The 18,097-nt window shown below is 41.9% G+C and carries 15 protein-coding genes; 8 read left to right on the forward strand and 7 right to left on the reverse strand.

Features of this window, described 5'->3' with window-relative positions:
* Positions 1–12: 12 nt before the first annotated feature.
* Entirely contained in the window at positions 13–1,305 is a 1,293-nt protein-coding gene (locus tag B5X60_RS08675; protein ID WP_079702187.1) for a hypothetical protein, read from the reverse strand.
* A 224-nt stretch (positions 1,306–1,529) separates the two neighbouring features.
* Here B5X60_RS08675 and B5X60_RS08680 point away from each other — a divergent pair, with 224 nt between their 5' ends.
* A complete protein-coding gene (locus B5X60_RS08680) occupies positions 1,530–3,398 on the forward strand; it encodes a DEAD/DEAH box helicase (RefSeq protein WP_079702188.1) in 1,869 nt (622 codons plus the stop codon).
* 162 nt (positions 3,399–3,560) lie between these two features.
* Here B5X60_RS08680 and B5X60_RS08685 read toward each other — a convergent pair whose 3' ends face one another.
* The 4 genes from B5X60_RS08685 to B5X60_RS08700 all read right to left on the reverse strand — a co-directional run bounded on the left by B5X60_RS08685 (position 3,561) and on the right by B5X60_RS08700 (position 7,839).
* Positions 3,561–3,881 (reverse strand): hypothetical protein, encoded by a 321-nt coding sequence (locus B5X60_RS08685; protein ID WP_079702189.1) that lies wholly within the window; start codon positions 3,879–3,881, stop codon positions 3,561–3,563.
* Positions 3,882–4,016: 135 nt separating this feature from the next.
* Positions 4,017–5,015, reverse strand: a complete 999-nt coding sequence (locus B5X60_RS08690; protein WP_079702190.1) for an NAD(P)H-dependent glycerol-3-phosphate dehydrogenase — start codon at positions 5,013–5,015, stop codon at positions 4,017–4,019.
* Between the two features lie 77 nt (positions 5,016–5,092).
* Positions 5,093–6,457 (reverse strand): efflux RND transporter periplasmic adaptor subunit, encoded by a 1,365-nt coding sequence (locus tag B5X60_RS08695; protein ID WP_079702191.1) that lies wholly within the window; start codon positions 6,455–6,457, stop codon positions 5,093–5,095.
* A gap of 32 nt (positions 6,458–6,489) precedes the next feature.
* Entirely contained in the window at positions 6,490–7,839 is a 1,350-nt protein-coding gene (locus tag B5X60_RS08700) for a TolC family protein (protein WP_079702192.1), read from the reverse strand.
* A 103-nt stretch (positions 7,840–7,942) separates the two neighbouring features.
* On the opposite strand from B5X60_RS08700, the gene B5X60_RS08705 reads away from it, so the two are divergent.
* From B5X60_RS08705 to rlmH, 6 genes are all read left to right on the forward strand, one after another.
* Entirely contained in the window at positions 7,943–8,560 is a 618-nt protein-coding gene (locus B5X60_RS08705; RefSeq protein WP_079702193.1) for a polysaccharide deacetylase family protein, read from the forward strand.
* A gap of 111 nt (positions 8,561–8,671) precedes the next feature.
* Entirely contained in the window at positions 8,672–9,037 is a 366-nt protein-coding gene (locus B5X60_RS08710; protein WP_079702194.1) for a response regulator, read from the forward strand.
* Between the two features lie 286 nt (positions 9,038–9,323).
* The gene (locus B5X60_RS08715) at positions 9,324–11,591 is read left to right on the forward strand and encodes an aconitate hydratase (protein WP_079702195.1); all 2,268 of its coding nucleotides are present in this window, start codon (positions 9,324–9,326) and stop codon (positions 11,589–11,591) included.
* Positions 11,592–11,729: 138 nt separating this feature from the next.
* Positions 11,730–12,596, forward strand: coding sequence for an SDR family oxidoreductase (locus B5X60_RS08720; protein ID WP_079702196.1), 867 nt, complete (start codon positions 11,730–11,732; stop codon positions 12,594–12,596).
* A 48-nt stretch (positions 12,597–12,644) separates the two neighbouring features.
* Positions 12,645–14,657, forward strand: coding sequence for a PKD domain-containing protein (locus B5X60_RS08725; protein ID WP_079702197.1), 2,013 nt, complete (start codon positions 12,645–12,647; stop codon positions 14,655–14,657).
* Positions 14,657–15,130 (forward strand): 23S rRNA (pseudouridine(1915)-N(3))-methyltransferase RlmH, encoded by a 474-nt coding sequence (rlmH, locus tag B5X60_RS08730; RefSeq protein WP_079702198.1) that lies wholly within the window; start codon positions 14,657–14,659, stop codon positions 15,128–15,130. Before B5X60_RS08725 ends, rlmH begins: the two co-directional genes overlap by 1 nt.
* A 382-nt stretch (positions 15,131–15,512) precedes the next feature.
* Here rlmH and B5X60_RS08735 read toward each other — a convergent pair whose 3' ends face one another.
* Together B5X60_RS08735 and B5X60_RS08740 are read right to left on the reverse strand one after the other, a co-directional pair.
* Complete coding sequence (locus B5X60_RS08735; protein ID WP_079702199.1) at positions 15,513–16,040, reverse strand: DUF5606 family protein; 528 nt, start codon at positions 16,038–16,040, stop codon at positions 15,513–15,515.
* A gap of 140 nt (positions 16,041–16,180) precedes the next feature.
* Positions 16,181–16,618 (reverse strand): peptidylprolyl isomerase, encoded by a 438-nt coding sequence (locus B5X60_RS08740; RefSeq protein ID WP_079702200.1) that lies wholly within the window; start codon positions 16,616–16,618, stop codon positions 16,181–16,183.
* Between the two features lie 114 nt (positions 16,619–16,732).
* On the opposite strand from B5X60_RS08740, the gene B5X60_RS08745 reads away from it, so the two are divergent.
* Positions 16,733–17,995 carry an asparagine synthetase B gene (locus B5X60_RS08745; protein WP_079702201.1) on the forward strand — a complete coding sequence of 421 codons (1,263 nt, stop codon included), beginning with the start codon at positions 16,733–16,735 and terminating at the stop codon, positions 17,993–17,995.
* Positions 17,996–18,097: the final 102 nt, after the last annotated feature.

Consider the following 18,097-nt stretch of genomic DNA (forward strand, 5'->3'; position numbering starts at 1 on the left):
AATGAGATTACATTAATCCAGACGCTTTCCATCTTTGTCCCACCCTTTCGCAAAGTAATGGGACCCCGGGGGCGATTTATAATTTACCGCAGCTAATTCAGGGGTTTTTACCTCTTTACTTCCTTGTAATTTCGATTCTAAAATGAAGTCGAGCATGCCGCTGGTTAGCATGGTTCTTTCCACAGGATAGGGAGACTTTCCTGTTTGAAACATAATTTCAATATTTTTAACTAAGCACCCAAAATGATGGTGAGGTCTGCCTGACTGTAGTTTCATCAAGGTAGAAAATGGTTCAGCCTGGCCTTCGATGTCAACTGCTACTGTAAAATCCTCAACCAGTCCTGTCATTAAAAAAGCTGCAGCCTGAAGGCCGTCATTATAATTGACTATGAATACTGCTGGATTTTTAACTAATTGCTTTAGTTCTCCAGGCTTTTTTGTAGCACTTCTTGAAAGTGCTACATCAAATAATTTTTTTGCCTGTAAATTTTCATCGAGGAAGTTCCAGCAATCATTATTTTCCAAACATTGCACAGATCTAATCCCTGTCTCGCCTCCTTTTCGACGCTCTGTAATTGCTTGCATTGCTTCCAGCAAATGGAATCCGTACACATCCAACCCACTGTAGGAAAGAGCAACTGCGTAAGACTGCTTAAGCCCGTATGGAGAATCAATTGCAGGAATTCTCCAGGCTACCGGAACAGATGACCCTGCCAGCATTGGGAATTTGAGTTCCCTGGATATTTCAACTATTCGCTTCGCCTGCCGCCAGCTCCATGATAGGTGTTTATCGTTAAATACAGGAACGGATTTATTATACTGTCGGAAAACGTCGGTTATTTTAAGAAACATTTCAAATCGCGGGTAAAGCTTTTGACCCTTTTCATTTGAGGGATACGTACCATGTTCTCCGATGAGCAATACCCCGTCAACAGCTAGTTTATCACCGCCCAATGTCAAAGCATCCACTACCGTCCTGAAGATCGGTACATTATATTTTGCTGCAATTTTACGGCTAATGTCATTTGCTGGTACCTGCTCGGTGAAAAGAGAAATAATTTTAGAGCGGGGATAAGGCGGTTGGTCGTCCTGATTAAATCCCTCAAGATATTTACCCACTATAACGTCGGCGTGAGAACCAAGACGATATTCGGTAACTATGGCTGCAATTCTTTTAGGGGCGTTTTGCGAAGATTTGATAAATTTCTCTACTGACTCAGATTCGAATTTTCCCGCCTCGGATGCCAGACTCGTGGTGGCCAGGGGCAAGACCGAAATGTACCTAAGCAGATCTCTGCGATTCATAAAATATTTGCTTTTTATGAAATGTAAATTAGAACTAATTTCTCATTTATACCAGATGCAAAACCTTAATCGCAACCTATGCAATGTAACAAAGAGGAAGTAGTAGTGCATTAACCCACATTGGTATTAGATATGTCATCTTAGACACGTCGTTCGGTATGTGAAATTAAATCCGTACCTTTGCGGCGCTTTCAGCAATAAGGCTGATAGCTTTAAATATTATCATGAACCCATTTAGTACCTTGGGTATCCGTCATGATATTGTTAATGCCATAACTGAACTGGGATTCGAAAATCCCACACCAATCCAGGAACAATCTATCCCGGTATTACTTTCAGGCAGCAACGATTTTGTCGGATTAGCTCAAACAGGAACCGGTAAAACGGCTGCTTTTGGCCTGCCCCTTTTAGAATTACTGGACTTTGAAGAAAATTATCCACAAGCGCTGATCTTATGCCCAACGCGTGAACTGTGTTTACAGATCACAAGTGACCTTAAGAACTACTCCAAAAACATGAAAAACGTTAACGTTGTTGCTGTTTATGGAGGTGCAAACATTTCAGATCAGTTACGCCAGATCAAACGCGGCGTACAGATCGTAGTAGCTACGCCAGGCCGTATGCTTGACATCATCAATCGTAAAGCGATTGATTTTACTCAAGTTCAATATGTTGTTCTGGACGAAGCTGATGAAATGCTGAACATGGGCTTCCAGGAAGACATTGACAGTATTTTATCGACTACCCCTGACGATAAAAAAACATGGCTTTTCTCGGCTACCATGCCAAGCGAAGTTCGTCGTATTGCAAAAAAATACATGACAGACCCCTTCGAATTGACAATGGGTACCAAAAACACTGGTAACGTCAATATCGAACATGAATACTATATCGTGAAAGCGCGCGATAAGTATGCTGCATTTAAACGAATTGTAGATTTCAATCCTGAGATTTTCGGAATTGTTTTCTGTCGTACGAAGATCGAAACGCAGGAAATAGCCGAATCTTTAATGAAGGACGGTTACAACGCAGACGCACTGCATGGTGACCTGTCACAACAACAACGCGATAAAGTAATGAAACGCTACCGTGACCGCAGTCTACAATTATTGATTGCTACGGATGTTGCTGCACGCGGAATTGATGTTAACGACGTAACACACGTAATCAACTACTCACTACCGGATGAGATTGAAAATTATACCCACCGTAGTGGCCGTACAGGTCGTGCAGGAAAAACAGGTATTTCGATCGCAATTATCAATTCTAAGGAATTAGGAAAAATCCGTCACATTGAGCGTACCATTGGAAAGCAGTTTACGAAGGCTGAAATTCCAAGCGGCTTTGATGTCTGCGAAAAGCAATTATTTGCTTTGATCCATAAAGTTCATAATGTGGAAGTAAATGAGGCTCAGATCGAGCAATACATTCCACGTATTATGGACGAGTTCAAGGATTTAGACAAAGAGCAGATCATAAAAAGATTCGCATCTCTCGAATTCAACAGTTTCCTTGAATATTATTCAAAGGCGCCTGACCTAAACATCTCAGGAGATGATCGTGGATTTGAACGTGAGCGCGGTGAACGCGGCGACCGTCCGGATCGTGGCGCCAGATCAAGTGCAGGATATACCCGTTTGTTTATGAACTTAGGTTCTGTAGATGATTTCACCCGTGGCGACATGCTTGGATTTATTTGCAACAACACAAAGATCAGCGGAAAAAGTGTTGGAAAAATCGACCTGAAAGGTGTATTCACCTTCTTCGAGGTTGAAGACTCTGAGGTTAATAAAGTTATTGAAGGATTCAAGTCGGTTGATTTCCAGGGCAGAAGTGTCCGGATAGAAATGGCAGGTGATCGTGATGCAGGTAGCGAGCGTGGTGGAGCTGGTGGAGGATATCGCGGTAATTCCCCACGTCGTGAAGGCGGAGGAGGATACCGTGGTGGAAACAGCGGTGGTGGCGGACGTCGTGAAGGTGCAAGCGGCGGTGGCGGTTTCCGTGATTTTTCGGGAAAACGTCGTGAAGATCGTGGTGGAAGCGGTTCCGGCGGGGGTCGTCGCGAAGGCGGAGACAGACGCAGACGCATCTAGTTATAACAGAACATAAAAAAGCCGCCAAATATTTGGCGGCTTTTTTCTTTTTGAAGAATTAAAGGTTTTAAGCTGTCAGTTATCAGGCTTACCGGAAACTAAATGATAGAATCAAATCTATCCGATTAAACTGACAGCTGATAACTGTTACCTGATAACTTTCTAAGCTTCGTCCATATAGACACGGGTACCCTGGCCGTCAGTGTAATAACTTCTCTTATACATGTCGGTAAAAACATCTTCTCCGTTCGGCCCCTTCATATCTGGCATTAAACGGTCTTTGACATTATCTACAAACTGACTGATCTTATCTGTCCAGCCTTTATTTGATTCAGCAAATTCATTGAACTTATCCGTCCACCCCTTACTTGCATCCGTCAGATCATCAAGCAAAGTAGATCCATCTGCTTTTTTGTGTGTTAATACTTTATAGGCGACTCCTGCCACAGCGGCAATTCCTAATATCGTGGTCATCTTTTTCATAGCTATTTCTTTTTCTTTATCAACACTACATTGGTTCTGAAGGTTTTAAAAAAAGAAAAATGTTCTTTGACGAAAAAATAATGACCCGGGCGCAAGAATCCTGTTAAGAATGATAGTAATTCTTTATAGACTTAATTAAGTCAGCTGTTCTGAAAGTAATTTCATTTCTATTTGAGGGGAATGCCCCTCGTATAAAATTGCATAAACAGCCCGGCAGATAGGAATATTAACCTTATATGTTTTATTGATCTGATGAAGACAAAATACAGCATAAAATCCTTCGGCAACCATATTCATCTCAAGTTGGGCTGACTTGACTGTATATCCTTTTCCAACCATATTTCCAAAAGTTCGGTTACGACTAAATTGAGAATACGCTGTAACCATTAGGTCACCCAGATATGCCGACTCTTTTATGTCCCGGTCTATTGGGTGGACTGCTCGCACGAAAGCTTCTATTTCCCGGATCGCATTTGAAATGAGTACCGCCTGAAAATTGTCACCATATCCCACCCCATGACAAATCCCGCTGGCAATTGCATAAATATTTTTTAGTACCGCCGCATATTCTGTTCCGTAGATATCATCAGAAACATTAGTCTTGATATAGCGGGTATTGAGCATCGCTGCAAAAGAATTGGCCAGTTGCAAATCCTGTGAAGCAATTGTCAAGTAGGATAATTTCTCAAGGGCAACCTCCTCTGCATGACAAGGACCGCTTATTACAACGATATCATCAAATGGGATGTCATAATTCCTGTTCATAAACTCCCCAATAATCAGGTTATCGTCAGGCACAATTCCTTTTATCGCTGAAATTATCTTCTTCCCTTTTAAGTCAGCTGACGTAATATCCTTCAATGCCTCTTTTAAAAACGCTGCTGGCACGTTCAGAAGAACCATATTGCAGTGCGAGATAACTTCTTTTAGATCACTGCTTAAGTGCTCGTTAGGGAGTCTTGTTTCAACGGAGCTGAGGTAATGTGGATTATGGTTATACTTTTTAATATGCTCAATTGCCTCAGTATTTCGCATCCACCAATACACATCTTTCGCTGCAAGATTATCACTCAATATCTTAACTATAGCTGTAGCCCAACTTCCTCCACCAACAACTGCTATACTGTTTTTCATCAATATATATTTAAACAAAAAATCCCTCCCTGAATGATAATCTTTCAGGGAGGGACAAGTTAGTGAATTCTTAGAAATTACTTCTTAGCGTCGCTTGCAAAAAGCTTTTCTTTATCTACTTTTTCAACCATCGAACCGTCTTTAAGGCCCTTAGAAATAGCCGTGAACGGTCCGGAAACAATTTCTTCATTACCTTTTAGCCCACTTTTAATTAGAATATAAGTATCATCCTGAATGCCTGTAGTAACCTGTACCTGTTTTACTTTGCCGCCGCTATAAACGAACACATATTCTTTAACAGGCTCAGCATCCTTTTTCTTTTCTTTTTCAGCATTAGCTGATGCGGGGGCTCCACCGTTACCATCCGCTTTGGCGTCTTTTTTCTCTTCGCGGGTAGTAACTGATTGAATCGGCACTGCAAGACCTTTAAATTCTTCCGTTTGAATATCAACCGTGGCAGATAAACCCGGACGGAACGGAGATGGGTTCGCGCTATTCGTACGAATAAGCTTTTGATATGAATCTTGGAGTATTCTAACTTTAACTGTAAAGTTTGTAACCTGATCAGTAGAAGTTCCTACCACATTAGATGAACTTGCAATCTCAGTAACTTCACCCTTAAATTTCTGGTTCTGGAATGCATCGACTTCAATTTCAGCCACATCGCCTACTGATACGCGATTGATATCACTTTCGTTGACATCTACACTTACTTCCATAGAGCTCAGGTTCGAGATTCTCATAATTTCTGTACCAGCCATCTGTGACGTCCCCAGGATCCTGTCTCCAAGTTCAACCGACAACTTCGAAATCACGCCATCTGTAGGTGCGTAAATTGTTGTTTTCGCTAAATTAGCTCCAGCTTCCTTTACGACCGCATTTGATTGCTCTACTCCAAACCTGGATCCAACTACATTTTGACGAACAGCTTCCAGATTAGCCCGCGCTCCTTCGTATTCCGCTTTCACGGCATCAAATTCAGCAGCAGAAACCACTTTCTTAGAAAACAGCTCCTGATTTCTTTTATATTTCGCAGCAGTATTAGCAAAGTTTGCCTCAGCTTGTTTTAAAGATTGCTGAGAGCCTGCCAATGCAGCCCGCTGGCTGTTCAACGAAGCTACGGCACGGTCATAGCCGGATTGAAGTACATCAGGACGAACCTTGCATAAAAGCTGGCCACGCTTGACCACATCACCTTCTTTCACGTGAAGCTCTACAACCTCACCAGACACTTCTGCACTTAATTTTACCTCAACTTCCGGTTGCACTTTTCCGCTTGCAGAAACTGTTTCTACAATTGATCTTGAAGTTGCCTTTTCGACTGCAACTTGTACAGTGTCGCTTTTGCCAAACCAGCCGAGTTTACTACCGGCAACAGCTATAACTAAAAGCACACCTGCTCCAATGAGCACATATTTTAACGTATTGTTTTTCTTTGCCATGTTTGTTTTATAAAGGGGAAAGTCTTTTAGAGTTAAAAAGTTATTGGGTTTCCAAGATAGTAGTCAATCACTTTGCTTCTGAAAATCAGATCATACCTGGCCTGGATCTGATCAAACTGAGCCTTATTTAGGTTTGTTTGTGCTAGATTGAAGTCGAGAGAATTAACTAAACCTACCCCGTAACGCTGCTCGATGACATTAAACGCCTCTCTTGATGACTCAAATGCCGTTTGGGCAGAATAATATCGTTTTTCTGCCGCTCTTAAATCGTACACCGCCTGATTGATAACTTTATTGAGGTTATTTTTTGCAAGCTGCTCATTTACCTCTCCGTTAAGCAAGTTGATTTTAGCTCTCCGTACAGCCGATCGTGCTGAAAATCCATTAAACACCGGAATACTCAAACCGAATCCGATAAACTGGTTGAAGTTATCCTGAATTTGCGTAGCAAAAGAGGTATTACCAAATGATCCGTTAGAGTAACGTGTGCCCATACCCGTTTGTAAGTTCAATGATGGATAATAGCCGCTTTTAGCGATGTCAATTTCCTTTTGCAAAACAAGCTTCCTTAGTTCGGCTAACTGAATGTCCGGAAAATTTACGGAGGCTGATTTGTATACTTCGGCTGCTGAATAAGCAGTGTTGACGGTGGCAACGTCGTTTAAGGCAGGCTTTTCCACTTCAAATGGCACAGATGGATCGCGCTCGAGCAGTTGTGCAAGATTTAGAAAAGCAAGATCGACCTGATTCTGGGCATTGGTAACATTCAACTCCGCGGTAGCGACTTGAGATTTAGACTGGGCAAGATCAGCAAGGGTTCTGTTGCCCACGTCGAAAAACTTTTGCTCTATATCCAATTGCTGACGGGAAATATCTAATTGTTGGCGTGCCGCTGTGAGAAGATCCTGGGAATTAAGAACTGTGAGGTAATTAGTGACAACCGCAAGGACCAGGTCATTTTTAACTTTCTGGGTAAAGCTTTTATCTGCTTCTAACTGCAGTTTATTTTGGGCAATAATATTTATACGCTGAAATCCTCCGAAGAGGGGTGTATTAGACGAAATATTTCCATTAGTCGAAGTGATCGCCTGGTTTACAAACTGGTTTGTTAAGGGGTCTATACTCCGTCCGAAATTAAAGTTAAGACTAGTATTGGCGTTCAGGGTTGGATATAGCGAATACTTTGATTGCCTGAGATTCTCATCAGATATGGCTTCTGAAAACTGAGCCTGTTTGATCTGAAGGTTGTTTTCAACTACAAGTTCAGTTGCTCTTTTTAGCGTGATTTTTTCCTGAGCGTGCAAGGTAACTGCGCCGACGGACAATAATATCACCACTAAAACAGAGAATTTTAAAAATCCTGTTAGGTTTTTTTGTTTCATATAATTGTTAAACAACGTCAAAATGGTTAGAATTCCTCGATAAAATTAATACTATAAATTACTTAACATATTTATCTTCGCTATAAATTAACGAAAAAACGATTTGTATCTCGTAAACTCTCCGTTTTGGCTGCAATGGTTATATCCTACACTGACCTGGCATAAAAACCGGAAAGAAAAACATGTTTATCTCACTTTTGACGATGGACCTATACCTGTTGTTACACCATTCGTATTAAATACCTTAAAAAACTTTAATGCTTGCGCCACTTTCTTTTGCATTGGCGAAAATGTATACAAGCATCCGGAGATTTACAAAGATCTCTTATCAAATGGTCATGCGGTAGGCAATCACACTCAAAATCATCTCAAAGGTTGGAAAACTCCAGACAGCGAATATTTGCTGAATATAGAAAAATGCACTAGTCTGGTCAACTCAAATCTTTTCCGGCCGCCGTACGGAAGAATAAGATACTCACAGATCAGGAAAATTAACCTACGTTTTCCAAAAATGAGGACAATCATGTGGGATGTTTTGAGTGGAGATTTTGATACGAATATCAGCGGGGAAAAATGTGTCAAAAATGTGCTTGATCATGTCAAAAATGGATCGATAATAGTTTTTCATGATAGTGAGAAAGCCTTCTCAAGACTGGAGTATGCCCTTCCTGTCGTATTAAAGACCCTCCGTTCTGAGGGCTATGAGTTCAGGCTGCTCTAAACACTCACCAAAATCAGCTCTACTACACAAAAATCAATGAGAATATCAATGTATTATAAAAAATATTACCTATTACGAAAATAAAGGCTCAATTTTTGCTGTAAAACAACAATGACAGCTCCAAAAAAAATTATGATTGCTGATGACGATCCTGGTATTGTCGATGCTGTGGAAATGATGCTTGAGTTTGAGGGATATGAAGTTTTATCCACTATGGATGGAGCTAAAGTGCTTGAATTACGTGATGAATTTCCTGACCTGTTCCTACTTGATATCTGGATGTCAGGCCAGGACGGCAGGGATATTTGTAGGGAATTGAAAAAACGAGACAGTACTAAAAACATCCCAGTGATCATGATTTCTGCCAGCACTGATCTGGCTCGTTCTGCTAGGGAAGCGGGGGCAGATGATTTTCTGGAAAAGCCCTTTAATATGGATGAACTGATGAGTAAAATTGCACTTCATCTGGCAAGTTAATCATCACTTCACACTAATTTAGAACAACCCCAAATCTTTTGTCAACGAATTGTGACTTTCAGAAGCTTTAATGCTTCTAGTTGTATCAATGAGCATATTCGGCCTCTCAATAAAGCGAAAGCACTTTCTTTTAAGTTCCGGAATTTAAATATTGGCTAATTATTCCCGCAGTCTATAAACAGGGGATTTTTTCTGTTTAGAATCTGGTAAATCCTGCATTTTTAAGGGTGTTTTTTGTAACTTCGCTCGCAGTTGTAACAAGAATAATTAAAATCAAGCAAATAACATGGCATTTGATTTAGACATGATCAAAAAGGTTTATGACAACTACGGTATCCGTCTTGAGGCTGCCCGCAAAGTTGTTAATAAGCCCCTTACATTAACAGAGAAAATTTTATATGCCCACTTGTGGCAGGGAAATGCTTCAGAAGCTCACGAACGCGGAGTTACGTACGTAGATTTTGCACCTGATCGCGTAGCAATGCAGGATGCGACAGCTCAAATGGCCTTATTGCAATTTATGCAAGCGGGAAGACCTACCGTGGCAGTTCCATCAACCGTGCACTGTGATCACCTCATCCAGGCTAAAGTTGGCGCAGATGAAGATTTGGCTACAGCAAACACTCAAAATAAAGAAGTTTACGATTTTCTAGCTTCTGTTTCAAATAAATACGGTATTGGTTTCTGGAAACCGGGAGCTGGTATTATCCATCAGGTTGTTTTGGAAAATTATGCATTTCCTGGCGGGATGATGATCGGTACGGATTCTCACACCCCGAATGCTGGTGGGTTGGGGATGATAGCAATTGGTGTTGGCGGTGCTGACGCATGTGATGTAATGGCCGGACTTGCCTGGGAACTAAAATTCCCTAAACTTATTGGAGTAAAACTTACTGGCAAATTGTCGGGATGGGCATCTGCAAAAGATGTTATTCTCAAAGTTGCTGGTATCCTCACTGTTAAAGGTGGTACAGGACATATCGTCGAGTACTTTGGCGAAGGTGCGCAATCACTTTCCGCTACAGGAAAAGGAACAATATGTAATATGGGTGCTGAAATCGGTGCTACTACTTCAGTTTTCGGTTACGATGAGAAGATAGCTACTTATTTAAAAGGTACCGAGCGCGAAGAAATAGCAAACCTGGCTGATGCTGTTAAGGAGCATCTTACTGGTGACGATGAAGTATATGCGAATCCTGCTCTTTATTTCGATCAGGTTATTGAGATTGACCTCTCCACACTCGAGCCACACGTTAACGGGCCTTTCACTCCGGATATGGCATGGCCATTATCACAGTTTGCTACTGCAGTTCGCGAGAACGGCTGGCCTCAGGAACTTGAAGTTGGTTTGATAGGTTCTTGTACCAATTCATCATACGAAGATATTAGCCGGGCTGCCTCTATTGCTCAGCAGGCTGTCGATAAACATTTAGTGGCGAAAGCGGAGTTTACGATAACTCCTGGTTCCGAATTGGTTCGTTACACCGTTGAGCGCGACGGCTACCTGAATACATTCGAGAATATGGGCGGAGTGGTACTTGCTAATGCATGTGGCCCGTGTATCGGACAATGGGCCCGCCACAGTACCGATCCAACGCGCAAAAACTCCATCATCACTTCATTTAACAGGAACTTCAAATCACGTAACGACGGTAATCCGAATACACATGCATTTGTAGCTTCTCCGGAAGTAGTTACTGCATTGACAATTGCGGGTGATCTAGGATTTAATCCTATGACCGATACGCTGACGAATTCGGAAGGCCAGCAGGTTAAACTTGATGAGCCTCAGGGATTGGAAATGCCTTTGAAAGGCTTTGCAGTTGAAGATGCAGGTTATCAGGCGCCAGCAGAAGACGGAACTAAAGTAAGTGTAATTGTAGATCCAAAATCCGCAAGACTTCAATTGCTTGATCCATTCAAAGCATGGGAAGGTACTGACATAAAAGGCTTGAAACTGTTGATTAAAGCTAAAGGTAAATGTACAACGGATCATATTTCTATGGCTGGCCCATGGCTGAAATTCCGCGGACACCTGGACAATATTTCAAATAACATGCTGATTGGTGCAACCAATTTCTTTAACGAGAAAGCTGACAATGTTAAAAACCAGCTGAACGGTGAATATGGGGCCGTACCGGCTACAGCTCGTGCCTACAAAGCAGCTGGCATCGGAAGTATCGTGGTTGGTGACGAAAACTACGGGGAAGGATCTTCAAGAGAACACGCTGCGATGGAGCCAAGGCACCTGGCTGTTCGTGCCATCCTGGTAAAGTCATTCGCACGTATACACGAAACCAATCTTAAAAAACAAGGAATGCTTGCATTAACTTTCTCTGATGCTAATGATTATGACCGCATCCTTGAAAATGACACAATTGACATCACAGGACTTAGCGACTTTGCTCCCGGGAAGCCGTTAGCTATCGTTCTCCACCACGAAGATGGCAATTCTGAGTCGTTCCCTGTTAATCATACGTATAATGAGCAGCAGATTGAATGGTTCAAAGCCGGTGGTGCATTGAATATTATCAGAATGAACCAAAAAACCTAGTTGACAGTTGACAGGTAACAGTTGACAGTGTCAAACGATACCTGAACGCTGTGTGAATAGCATCGAACAAAGCCGTATTCTAAAAGCATAATGCCCAGGAATACGGCTTTTTTTTAACAGATTTTAAACTCAGTAAAAATGTTCAAAGTAATTCTTGTTACCGGAGCTTCGACCGGGATTGGTTTTGAAAGCGTCCTGCTTCTTGCTAAAGAGGGGCATAAGGTTTATGCTACGATGCGCGACACTTCTAAAGCTGGAAAGCTTGAATCAGAAGCAGCAAAAAGAGCGATCGAGATTAATATCCTTAATCTGGACGTCCAGGATGAAAAAAGTATTGCCTCTTGTGTGAATACTATTTTCGAAAAGGAAGGAAGGCTTGATATACTCGTAAATAATGCGGGAGCAGGCTTCATAAGAACCATGGAGCAGGCGACGATGGAAGAGATCCAGCAAGTCATGGACGTGAATTTCTATGGTGTGATTCGCTGTACTAAGGCTGTCTTGCCTATTATGCGCAATCAACAAAGCGGGCACATCATAAATATTTCTTCGGTCGGCGGACTCGTTGGGCAACCGGTAAACGAGATTTATTGCGCAGCTAAATTTGCGTTAGAGGGTTTGACAGAAAGCATCGCAACTTACATGAAACCCTATTTCGGGATTAATGTCTCGCTAGTTGAGCCCGGCGGTGTAATAACGGAATTTGGCAATAGCCTAACCAGATACTTTGAGGAAACAGGCGGCATAAAAGATGATGATTACAAGCCATTGATCCAAACCTACATGGATTACAGAGCTACATTTACCGATGAAGTAAAAGAACGTGTTTTCCAAAAGCCTGCACAAATCGCAGAAGTGATCCTAAAGTGCATCAATGATCCCGAACCAAAGCTACGCTACCTTAGTTCTGACGGGGCAGCTTCTTTTACAAAATTAAAGTCTGGACTGGATCCGGACGGAGAGGGTATAAAAGCACAGGTTAGGAAAGGCATCCTCAACAAGTAGTGTGCGTTTGGGCTCGCTTTTTCGTATATTGATTTAGAACAATCATTCGTGAAGAGGATAGTATTTTTATTCGCCTTAATTCTGCTCTCGTTAAAAGGGTTTACCCAAGCCCCTTTAAATGATAATTGCAGCGGAGCGATAGTCATTAACGATGCCAGAACAAAATACTGTTCATCAGTGGGACAGTATACCAACGCAAATGCGACGCCGTCATTCACCAACAGTGGACCTGACGTATGGTTCGCTTTCGTGTCAAGGGATGTTGAAGTCAAAATCACTGTAACCGGAGGAACACTGCAATCTCCCGTTGTCAAAATATATAATAACTGTGATGAGGGTGCGCGTGTTGTTCCGGTTTTAACAGATGGCAATACTACTATCCTTAATGAAGCTGGCCTTACACCTGACAGTCGTCTCTATTATATCAGCGTTAGTGGTGCCGGTAGCACAGGTACATTTCAAATATGTATCGAAAACTACAAGTCAGAGATTAAACCTGGTCAGGATAATAGTACCGCCTCTTTATTATGTTCTTCAACAAGCATAATCAAGGAAACAAGTATCAGTGGCTCAGGAAGCAATAATAATGAAACCGCAAATACATGTATCGGAGCAGAAAAGCATAGTGGCTGGTATAAATGGACTGCTCAAAACAGTGGAAGTTTGGTGTTTACAATTACTCCGACTAAAAATGATGACCTGGATTGGGTTCTATTTGAGTTGGGGCCTGAAGGGAATACTCAACCGGCTTCCGCAGCAAATGCAATACGATGTGCGGCGGGGCATGGCATAAGTAATGCGGGCTGCCCAAATGAACCCATTTACACGAAAACGGGACTTAACTTTACGGAGAATGACGAAACCGAAACAGGTGGATGCGGGTCTGGTCAAAATGGTATGTTGAAAGCGGTCGACATGAAGCAAGGCTATGTTTATGCCCTTGTTGTAAACAACTTCACATCGGGCAACAATGGCTTTGAAATAAAGTTTACTGATGATGCAGGTAAAGCAGGTACAGGCTTATTCAAGGGCCCAACAGCTAAATTAATCGAATCGAATGCTAATCTCTGTACTCCACAGCAATCTTTTACCTTTGCTGCCGCTGTAACTGGGCAAACGTCAATCCAATGGTACTTCGGCCAGGGAGCCAGCATACCCGAAGCCACAACAGCTGGTCCATTCACTATTACCTACAGCACGCCAGGCTTAAAGACCGTTTACCTCCAGGTGAAAAATGATCTAGGTTGTTCCGTTGTAGAAACCAGAACATTTATGGTTGGCCTTTCTCCGGCTCAACCACAGTTATTTGCAAACAAGCCGGATTTCTGCCTTACTGATACAATACGGTTAAGCACACCAGCGCAAACAGATGTTACCTATAAATGGACAGGGCCCGGAAATTTTACATCAGATGCCCGGGAGCCGACAATTCCCGTGACAAGTAAAGCAGTAGCAGGTGTATACACTCTGGTTGTCAGTCGAGGTGATTGCCTAACATCGCCTGTTAATATTACCATACCCGCTATTTATAACAATCCGGTTGCTGCGTTCAGAACAGATCCAAAGGCACCTGCCAAACTCTCGTTCCCGGTCACCGTCAGATTCTTTAACGAATCTAAAGATGCCGACTCATATTTATGGGATTTCGGAGATGGTACCACTTCGACAGATCAAAACCCCGAACATACTTATACGGGCCGTGGAAGTTACGACGTGACTCTAACAGCGTTCAAAACAAATGTCTGCACCGTTTCTTCAATACAAGGCAAATTTATGATAAGTGAGGCCGGCGCTATCTTCATCCCAAACACCTTCACCCCCAACGATGATGCAGTAAACGATGAGTTCGTGGTAAACATGAATAACATCAAAACCTATCGTATCCAAATATTCAATCGGTATGGTATTCTGATGTATTCATCAACGGACTTGGTAGAAAACTGGAAGGGCACTTATCAGAACAAGCCTGTCCCCGTGGGAACATATTACTACGTGCTCGATGCAGTTGATCTAGACAATAATATTATCAAAAAATCAGGATCTGTCACTATATTGAAGTAATGAAGATCACTTTACTAACTATCGGTAAAACTGAGGATAAGTACTTGCTGGAAGGAATTGAAATATATTTGAAGAGGCTTAAGCACTATATCTCTTTCAGGATTCTCGAAGTTCCGGAACTTAAAGGCACAAAGAATCTTTCCCAGGATCAGCAGAAGACGAAAGAAGCTGAATTGATCTTTAAAAACATAAACAGCACAGATTACGTTGTGTTATTAGATGAAAATGGTCTGGAACTGTCATCAAAACAGTTTTCGATGTTTTTAAATAAGAAAATGGTTGGTGGCCAGCAGCATTTGGTATTTGTTGTTGGTGGACCTTATGGATTTAGCGAGGAAGTGTATAAACGAAGCGGCGAAAAGATCTCCTTATCTAGGATGACATTTTCGCATCAAATGATCCGCTTATTCTTTACAGAACAATTATATCGGGCTTATACCATACTCAGAGGAGAACCATACCATCACGATTAATAATCTATTATGGACTACAAAAGAGATTACCGATTCAAATCAGGCAGAAGCAGCCAGGAAAGCAAACAATTCTGGATAATGATCACTATTGCAATAGCCATTGGCGCCGCAATTTTATATTTCTTTTAATATCAATTAGTACCAGGTCATGCTTGGACCCGGGTTTGAAGTTTTCGTAGCCAATAAATGCCACCTGCGTCTTCAACCTTTGTAAATCTAATCAGCTACTTCTTTGTATTTAAATCAGAAGGAAATAGGCGATAAACAACCCAAGCGTATGTCAGATGGTTAGACCAGCTGGAAAAATCTCATAAAAAAACCCTGTCAGTTGGAACCAACAGGGGAGAATTACTAAAACATGATGGCTAGATGCCACAGGTATTTACTTCGATTTTTGAGACAATCTTGTCGTGCTTTTCCCGGCTGCTTTGGTTGCTTTTGGCTTTTCCTTTGCAACTGGCTCTGGCTTCTTAACCGCTTCCGACAAAGCAGGTGCACCAGCGCCCTCTGCCAGAGGCTCCGGAGCAGCTTCAGTAAATAATGGAAGGACACTTATGGTGTTATACCAGCTAATGATTTTTTTAATATCTGAAGAATACACCCGCTCTTCATCATGATCTGGAGCAACATCACTAAAAAATTCCCGAAGAGTTTTTCCATCTGCTGATTTAGGGTCAGGGATGTTTTTGCTCGCTTTAATTTGCTCAAAGATATCACTCAATTTCAAATCGCCGCTCTCGCCGAAAACAGTAATGTCTTCCAAAGAGGCCATTTTTGCAGTGCTGATATTAACCACAATCTTATTTTTTTGTTCGTCCAGTGTCTCCAGGATAAAGCCTGATTTGTTCTGTCCGATCAGCTTAAACAAGCCAGGTTTACCTGATACGGATACAAGTCCTCTTAGATTCATTTTAATTAGTATTTAGTATTGAGTATCAAGTATAAAGACAAATCCCAATTACCCGATACGTATATTCTTAACAATTTGCTTCCAGTCGTGATAGCCTGACTGCCGGCAGACAGGCTCATACCTGATAGCAGATACCTAGCCTATTCTTCCGTTACCTCTATCCCCAGGATCTTATCACCTTGACGGATATCATCTACAACATCAACATTTTCAATAACCTTACCAAAACAAGTATGGTTGCGGTCAAGATGTGAAGTATTATTCCTGCTATGGCAGATGAAAAACTGAGAACCACCTGTATTACGACCAGCGTGAGCCATAGAAAGTACTCCCCGATCGTGATACTGATTATCGCCTGTAAGCTCACAATCAATCTGGTATCCCGGTCCACCAGCACCTGTTCCTGTCGGGTCACCACCCTGGATCACGAAATCATTTATCACACGGTGGAATGTTACTCCATCATAATAACCTTCTTTAGCTAATTTCAGAAAATTTGCAACTGTGTTAGGCGCATCTTTATCGTAAAACTGCACAGTCATGTCACCTTTCTCGGTTTTTATAATTGCTTTGCTCATATGTGTATTTGCTTTGAATGGAGGACAAAGTTAATTATTTAAGCCAATTGATGAAATTCTTCAAATATCTTCTGCTTTTTATAACTTTATAAGACTCGAATACGTTTATTGAATATGCTTAGGATTAGATTAACGTTTCTCTTCATACTTATTACAGCTATCTCCCGGGCATCCTCTATCCTGATCCCGATGGATGAGGAACAGAAGAATCACTTAAAGGCATACGGTATTACTTTCTGGACATTAAAGAATGGCTTAGAGGCCGATTGGCTTTTAAATTATCGTGGAGGAAGTTTTCTAATTAAATATTCCCAGGCCTTAGAGTCTGAATGTAAAATACGCGGGGTCTCTTATGACGTGGTTCCAGATGCTAAAGTAAACTCCATTCTGAACGAGATCACCGACCCTTCCGTTAATATGGAACTGGTTAAACTCGAAAAAGCTCCCAAGGTTGCGGTTTATTCACCTAAGAACAAACTACCCTGGGACGACGCGGTTACAATGGTGCTTACATATGCCGAGATACCTTATGACATCATTTACGATGACGAGGTGCTAAAGGGAGATTTGCCTAAATATGACTGGCTGCATCTTCATCATGAAGACTTTACGGGACAGTACAATCGTTTCTGGGGGAATTATAAAAATTCCAGCTGGTATATTGAAGATGTGAAGATTCAGGAAGAAACAGCGAAACGAAACGGTTTCAAAAAGGTATCGACAATGAAATTGAGTGTAGCGCAATCCATCCGCGATTTTTGTGCAGGTGGCGGATTTATGTTTGCGATGTGCTCTGGTCCTGAAACATTTGATATTTCGCTCGCTGCTAATGGGCTCGATATTGTTGAACGTATGTTTGATGGCGATGGCTCTGATCCACAGGCCCAGGCAAAACTGGATTTTAACCAGACATTTGCTTTTCAAAACTTTAAGCTAGACCTCAATCCGGCCAGCAATGAATTTTCTAATATAGATGTTCCTCAGAGCAGGGATCTGTCACTCAATCAGAGTAACGACTTTTTCACCCTTTTTGACTTTTCCGCCAAGTGGGACATTGTTCCAGCCATGCTCACGCAAAGCCACGATAAAGTTATTAAAGGATTTATGGGTCAAACCACAGCCTTCCGCAAAAGCCTTATCAAACCTCATGTATTAGTAATGGGAGAAACTAAAACAGCCGATGAAGCACGTTACATACACGGGGAGTTTGGGAAAGGACAATGGACTTTCTATGGTGGGCACGATCCCGAGGATTATCGTCATCTCGTTGGCGATCCCCCTACAGATCTCAATCTGCATCCAAATTCTCCGGGTTACAGACTTATTTTAAATAACGTGTTATTCCCTGCTGCTAAGAAGAAGAAGCAGAAAACCTAAGGGATCCGGGGAGCGAGCTTTGAGTTGCAAGCTACTTGCAATCGATAATCAAATTTCGTTTTATGAGGCCCCAAGGAGTGCTAAAGATTGCTACTCGAATAT

This window comes from Daejeonella lutea (genome assembly GCF_900168015.1).
Taxonomy (GTDB): domain Bacteria; phylum Bacteroidota; class Bacteroidia; order Sphingobacteriales; family Sphingobacteriaceae; genus Daejeonella; species Daejeonella lutea.